We start from the raw sequence: 6,468 nt of genomic DNA on the forward strand, positions 1-6,468 counted from the left end.
TCCCTACGGGGGAGGGGCAAGGGGGTGGGGCTTTTAGTTTAATATTGTTTACTCGCCCTCCTCAGGCTTCATGTTTGTATAAACGTTCTGAACGTCGTCGAAGTCCTCAAGACGCTCTACCATCTTGTCGATAGTAGCACGTTGCTCAGCGTCGATGTCCTTCAGGTCGTTTGGCACGTATGTAAACTCGCCGCCGATGTCCTCGAAGCCCTGGTCCTCAAGGAACTTCTGGATCTGTGCGTAAGCCTTTACGTCGTCGCCGTAGATGGTGATTGTGCCTTCTTCCTCGTTCTCGTCAAATTCGTCCTCAACGTTGAAGTCGATGAGCTCAAGGATAAGCTCTTCCATGTCTACGCCGTCCTTCTTCTTGAATGTGAACACACACTTGTGGTCGAAGAGGTAAGCCAGTGAACCTGTTGTGCCGAGAGTACCGTTAAACTTGTTGAATACCGAGCGAACGTCGCCTACAGTACGTGTGGTGTTGTCGGTCAGTGTGTCAACGAAGATAGCGATACCGTGAGGGCCATATCCCTCGTATGTTACTTCCTTGTATTCGCTCTGGTCCTTGCCCATAGCGTTCTTGATAGCACGCTCGATGTTGTCCTTCGGCATGTTCTCACGCTTACATGTAGCGATGATTGAACGAAGTGACGGGTTGTTTTCCGGTTCCGGACCGCCTGCCTTAACGGCGATGGCAATCTGCTTGCCCAGACGGGTGAATGTCTTGGCCATGTGGCCCCAACGCTTCAGCTTTGTAGCCTTGCGGTATTCAAATGCTCTTCCCATTTTATTGTTTTGTATTTATTGTTTTTTTATTGTTATTATCTCAGTTCTGCGTTCAGCTTCTGCTTGAGGTTGTTGATGAGCTTGGTCATGATAGCCTCAATCTGCTTGTCGTTGAGAGTCTTGGTCTCGTCCTGCAGGATGAAGTTGACGGCGTAGCTCTTCTTGCCTTCAGGCAGGTTCTTGCCTTCGTACACGTCGAAGAGTTCGACGCTCTTGAGGAGCTTCTTCTCTGTCTGGCGTGCAATCTGCTCAATCTGCTCAAACTCAACGCTCTTGTCGATGAGCAGTGCGAGGTCGCGGCTTACCGATGGGAACTTGCTGATGTCGTGATAGAGCACCTCGTTCTTCTTGATGGCGCGCATCACGTTGTCCCAGTTGATGTCGGCGTAGAACACGTCCTGGTCGATGTTCATCTTCTTCAGAAGCTTGTGGCATACAGTACCCATCTCGCAGAGCACCTTGCCCGAGCGTGCCTTGAGTGCCAGAGCCTTGCCGAATATGTTGTTGTCGGATGTTTCTGTCACTACGATACCAGGATTAACACCCAGACGGGTGAATATGTTTATGACGTAAGCCTTAAGTTCGTAGAACGAAGTCTTCTCGTCGGCGTGAGCCCATGAGCCTTCAACGCGCTTTCCGGTGGTCCACATTCCAAGGTGCATCTCCTCGGTGTAAGCCTTTATCGGGTCCTCGTCGTTCTTCTTTTCGGGCGAATAGTGATAGCAGTTGCCGAATTCGAAGAAGCGGAGGTTAGGCATCTTGTGGTTAATGTTGCGGCTGATGCTCTCCAGTCCGCCGAAGAGAAGTGACTGGCGCATTACGCCGAGGTCGTTGCTCAGAGGGTTCATCACCTTCACGGTAGTCTCCTCGGTATATTTGTTGAGCTCGGTGTAGTAAGCGGTCTTGGTGAGCGAGTTGTTAAGAATCTCGCGGAAGCCGCAGCCTACGAGCTGTTCGCCGATTACGTTCTGGCGGTGATAAGCCTTGTCAATGTCGCTTGGTATGGTGAGCGAGCTCTTGAGCTGTGTCGGAATCTCCACATTATTATATCCGTAGATGCGCAGGATGTCCTCAACTACATCGCACGGACGCTGCACGTCGACACGGTATGCAGGAACGTCGAGTTCCAGTCCTGTCTCAGTCTCAGATACAATCTTCATGTCGAGGCTCTCAACGATAGAGCGGATCATGTCGTTGCCTATATTCTTTCCGATGAGACGGTCTACATACTCGAAGTCAAGCTGAACGCGGGCGTCGTTGATAGGGTTGGGATAAACATCCTTTATCTCCATGCTCACCTTGCCGCCTGCCAGCTGCTTGCACAGTATGGCAGCCTGCTTCAGAGCGTAGATGGTGCCGTTGGGGTCGATGCCACGCTCGAAGCGATAGCTTGCGTCGGTGCTCAATCCGTGGCGGCGTGCGCTCTTACGAATCCATGTCGGGTGGAAATATGCGCTCTCAAGCACTACGTTCTTTGTTGTGTCGTATGTGCCCGAACCCTTGCCTCCGAAGATGCCGGCAATGCACATGGGCTCCTCGGCGTTGCAGATGCTCAGGTCGTGCTCGCCGAGTGTGTGCTCCTCGCCGTCGAGTGTGACGAACTTAGTGCCCTCTGGCTGTGTGCGAACTACTATCTTCGAGCCCTTCACCATGTCGGCATCGAAGCAGTGCATAGGCTGGCCGTATGCCATCATCACGTAGTTGGTGATGTCGACGATGTTGTTGATAGGACGCAGACCGATTACCTTCAGCTTGTTCTGAAGCCATTCGGGACTCTCCTTGACCTCACATCCGCTGATGCTCACGCATGCGTAGCGCTTGCAAGCCTCGGTGTTTTCAATCTCAACATCGATGGGCAGATCGTGGTTGTCTACTGCAAACTCAGAGCAGTCGGGACGGTGGAGCAATGTGGCGTGGCCGTTGCGCTTGAGCCAAGCGTACAGGTCGCGTGCCACACCCCAGTGGCTGAGTGCGTCAGATCGGTTGGCTGTGATGTCAATCTCGATAATCCAGTCGCTCTCCAAGTGATAATATTCGGCTGCGGGCTGGCCTACGGGTGCGTCCTCGGGCAATACGATGATGCCGTCGTGGCTTGTGCCAACGCCTATTTCGTCCTCGGCGCAAATCATGCCAAGGCTCTCAACGCCGCGCAACTTCGACTTTTTGATAACGAATTCCTTGTCACCGTCGTAGAGCACGCAGCCCAGGTCGGCAACGATAACCTTCTGTCCGGCAGCCACGTTGGGCGCACCGCAAACAATCTGCTGCGGCTCTGCTTTGCCAAGATCAACGGTTGTTATGTGCAAGTGGTCTGAATTAGGATGCAATTCGCAAGTCAATACCTTGCCCACGTACAGTCCCTTCAGTCCACCCTTAATGGTCTGTACCTCTTCAAGAGCGTCAACTTCGAGTCCGCATGAGGTCAGCGCGTCGGCTGTTTCCTGCGGAGTGAGGTCGAAATCGACATACTCCTTAAGCCATTTATATGAAATCTCCATTATAATGATTTTTAAGTATACTCAAAACTTGGTGCAAAATTAATAATTATTCTTGTAGTGTACAAAAAAACGTATGAAATAATGTCGTGTTTATGAAAACCGGAAAAAAGTTTGTAATTTTGCGCTATGAACTATAAATCAGCATTTCTATTACGTTGTCCGGCTATTCCCAAGGTGCGCATTGCACTTGTGGGATTGGGCAATCGTGGCACAAAGACTCTGGTGCGCTATGCTTTTATCGACAATGCCGAGATAAGCTGTATTGTCGATGTGGACAGCCAGCGGCTGGCACGTGCCAACAAGTTGCTGCGCGACAGCGGGCGCAAGGAAGCACTCACGCTCTGCGGACCTGATGCATGGAAAGAGGCTTGCCAACTGCCAGATATAGACCTTATATATATATGTACGGAATGGCGCACCCATACCCAGATGGCTGTACACGCTATGCGCTGCGGCAAGCATGTGGCTGTAGAGGTTCCAGCTGCCACTACGGTGGAGGAGTGCTGGCTTCTGGTGCATACTGCCGAGCAGACCCAGCGCCACTGTTTTATGACGGAGAACTGCTGCTACGACTATTTTGCGCTCGAAACTCTCGAGATGCACCGTCGCGGACTCTTCGGCGAGATTACCCATTGCGAGGGAGCCTATATACACGACCTCTCAACCGACAACGAGTGTGGCGAGAGCAACACAAGCTGGATTGAGCGCGGATGCCTCACGCATGGCGGCAATCCTTATCCTACGCACGGCATTGGGCCGATAGGGCAGTTGCTGGGATTTCACCGCACCGACCGTATGCTTAGGCTTGTCAGCATGACATCGGCTGGAGCTAAGGAAGCCGGACTGCCCTTAGGTAGGGTCAACACCACTCTCATACAGACGGAACGTGGCGTGAGCATCATGCTTCAGCTCGACGTGACCACTCATCGACCCTACAATCGTCTTCAGACTGTGTGCGGAACTAAGGCGTTCGTGCAGAAATATCCGCTTCCAACGGTCAACGATGGCGAGGAATGCTTCACAGGCGATGCTGCCGAGAGGTATATGAGCCAGTTTGACGCAGCCGATGCCGCACAGTTATTGCGCAAGGGTGAGGCTATGAAGGTGCCCAATGCAATGAACTACGCTATGGACGCACGTCTGATATATTGTCTTAACAACGGATTGCCGCTTGATATCGACGTATATGACGCTGCCGAATGGTCATGTCTCACCGAATTGACGCGAATCTCAGCGCAAAATGGTTGCAAACCCGTAGAAATTCCGGTGTTTTGTCCAAATATGAGTCAAAAGTGATAGTGTTTGAAGAAAAAAAGATACTTTTTCTTGAAAAAAGTTCTGAAAAGTTTGGAGGTTTAAATAAAAAGCTATACCTTTGCACTCGCTTTTAAGGAACAACGCTTCCATAAAGCAAACAAGGTTTGGCTCCGTAGCTCAACTGAATAGAGCATCTGACTACGGATCAGAAGGTTGCAGGTTTGAATCCTGCCGGAGTCACAAACGTTTGAAGAGGATTTTACGAAAGTAAAATCCTCTTTTTTTATGCTTATAGCCATAGCCCTCCTATGGCGTTCTCGTAATCAAATAAAATTCTCGTTGTAGCCAGAGCTAATCCGTTTTACTTCCGTTTTTCAAATGTTGTCCGTCCATATTTCAAATGTAGTCCATTCGCACATCATATGAAATGCATTTGAAATACGAATGGACTACATCTTGTGAAGGGGCTTGTTTTTACTTCTGTCGTGGCACATACGGCACGTCGGCACGCGATGACTTGACATTGTAGTTGTTCATCCACTCTTCAAGCATGCGGCGGTGCTGTGCCAATGTTTCTGCGTATGCGCTCTCCACGGCGAGGTTGCGTGTCTCGCCACGGTCGCGGCGCATGTCGTAGAGCTGTTCGCGATAGCGGCCCTTGTCGTACATCACATATTTGAAGTCGGGAGTGCGCAGTGACCATCCAAGTGTGCCCGAACCCTTGTCAAACATCGTTTCGGTTACTACATAGGGTTGGTGCGATGCGTTGGCGTTGCCGCTTTCGGCAATAGAACGGAACGAAACGCCACGTGTGCCTTGCGGTGTGCTGGCACCGACCCAGTCGCATATTGAGGAGAAGAAGTCGGGACCGTTGTTGATGAGTTGTGGCAATTGTTTGCCGGCGTTCTTCTTGCCGGGTAGCACGACAATCAGCGGAATGTTGGTCACTTCGTCATAAAGAGCCGACTTCTGGTTCCAGTGGTGTGCTCCTGTACCGTCGCCGTGGTCGCTGGTGAATATCACTACGGTGTTGCGCCATAGCGAATTCTTGTCTATTGCATCCACTATTTTGCCTATTTCCTTGTCCACATGCTCCACCAGTCGGTAGTAGGCGTAGCGGTAGCGGCGCCAGTCGTCGTCGGTGTATGATGTTGTTGGGTAAGCCGAATAGTTGAGCGACTTCTCGCGCTGTAGTATGTCGGCGTCATATGGGCTTATGGCGTAGTTGGCAGGCAGACCCGGGCATTGGCTTACGTCGGGCACTGTGATGTCGGCAAACGGCATGTTCTGCTGACGTGCAAACTCGCAGATATTGTGCGGATTGTCGAACGATGCCACGAGGAAGAAGGGGCGCTCTGGTTTGCTGTGCTTGTTGAGGAAGTCGACGCATACTTCAGCCAGTCCGGCATCGTCGTGGTTGTGTATGTTGCGGAATCCGAATTCGCCGTCGGGTATTGAGGCTGTATGAGCGTGCCATTTTCCGGCGTAGGCGCATTCGTATCCGGCTTCGCCCACGAGTGTGCCGAGTGTTCGTGTGCGTACGGAGTCGGGTATGGGTGTGCCGTTGCGCTCCACTCCCAGTTCGTGAGCCATGTACCCCGTGAACATTGATGCGCGCGATGGTCCGCTGAGCGGCGACGAGCAGTAGGCGTTGGTGAATGTCACGCCAGCGGCAGCCAGTCGGTCGATGTTAGGAGTGTGAAGGTCGGTGTTGCCAATGCAGCTCATGGCGGTAGCTGTCTGTTGGTCGGTCATGATGTAGATGATGTTGGGGCGCTGTGCAGCCATCGTTGTGATAGGCGCAAGTGCCAGCAGGGGTTTCAGTAGATGTCTCATTTCTTTATTATTGTTCTATTAACCCGTTGGCGGAATTAATTTAAGTTGACAAATATGAGTAAAAGGTTGTATATATCGCTGATTTTTAGTA

4 protein-coding genes and 1 tRNA gene are annotated in these 6,468 nt (G+C 51.5%); 2 read left to right on the forward strand and 3 right to left on the reverse strand.

Annotated elements, in window-relative coordinates:
* Positions 1 to 48: 48 nt before the first annotated feature.
* A complete protein-coding gene (locus I6E38_RS14000; protein ID WP_235394571.1) occupies positions 49 to 786 on the reverse strand; it encodes a YebC/PmpR family DNA-binding transcriptional regulator in 738 nt (245 codons plus the stop codon).
* Positions 787 to 821: 35 nt separating this feature from the next.
* Positions 822 to 3,284, reverse strand: coding sequence for a phenylalanine--tRNA ligase subunit beta (gene pheT / locus I6E38_RS14005; RefSeq protein ID WP_235394572.1), 2,463 nt, complete (start codon positions 3,282 to 3,284; stop codon positions 822 to 824).
* A 126-nt stretch (positions 3,285 to 3,410) separates the two neighbouring features.
* On the opposite strand from pheT, the gene I6E38_RS14010 reads away from it, so the two are divergent.
* Together I6E38_RS14010 and I6E38_RS14015 are read left to right on the forward strand one after the other, a co-directional pair.
* Complete coding sequence (locus tag I6E38_RS14010) at positions 3,411 to 4,580, forward strand: Gfo/Idh/MocA family protein (RefSeq protein WP_235394573.1); 1,170 nt, start codon at positions 3,411 to 3,413, stop codon at positions 4,578 to 4,580.
* Between the two features lie 127 nt (positions 4,581 to 4,707).
* Positions 4,708 to 4,781, forward strand: a tRNA-Arg gene (locus I6E38_RS14015).
* A gap of 234 nt (positions 4,782 to 5,015) precedes the next feature.
* Here I6E38_RS14015 and I6E38_RS14020 read toward each other — a convergent pair.
* Positions 5,016 to 6,377, reverse strand: a complete 1,362-nt coding sequence (locus I6E38_RS14020) for a sulfatase family protein (RefSeq protein WP_235394574.1) — start codon at positions 6,375 to 6,377, stop codon at positions 5,016 to 5,018.
* Positions 6,378 to 6,468 lie beyond the last annotated feature (91 nt).

Origin of the sequence: Leyella stercorea, from assembly GCF_021531355.1 — a bacterium.
Lineage (GTDB): Bacteria > Bacteroidota > Bacteroidia > Bacteroidales > Bacteroidaceae > Prevotella.

What these genes read in the sequence shown, in the direction of transcription:
- pheT (WP_235394572.1), bottom strand. Translation starts at nt 3,284, where the DNA reads ATGGAGATTTCATATAAATGGCTTAAGGAGTATGTCGATTTCGACCTC.
- I6E38_RS14000 (WP_235394571.1), bottom strand. Translation starts at nt 786, where the DNA reads ATGGGAAGAGCATTTGAATACCGCAAGGCTACAAAGCTGAAGCGTTGG.
- I6E38_RS14020 (WP_235394574.1), bottom strand. Translation starts at nt 6,377, where the DNA reads ATGAGACATCTACTGAAACCCCTGCTGGCACTTGCGCCTATCACAACG.
- I6E38_RS14010 (WP_235394573.1), top strand. Translation starts at nt 3,411, where the DNA reads ATGAACTATAAATCAGCATTTCTATTACGTTGTCCGGCTATTCCCAAG.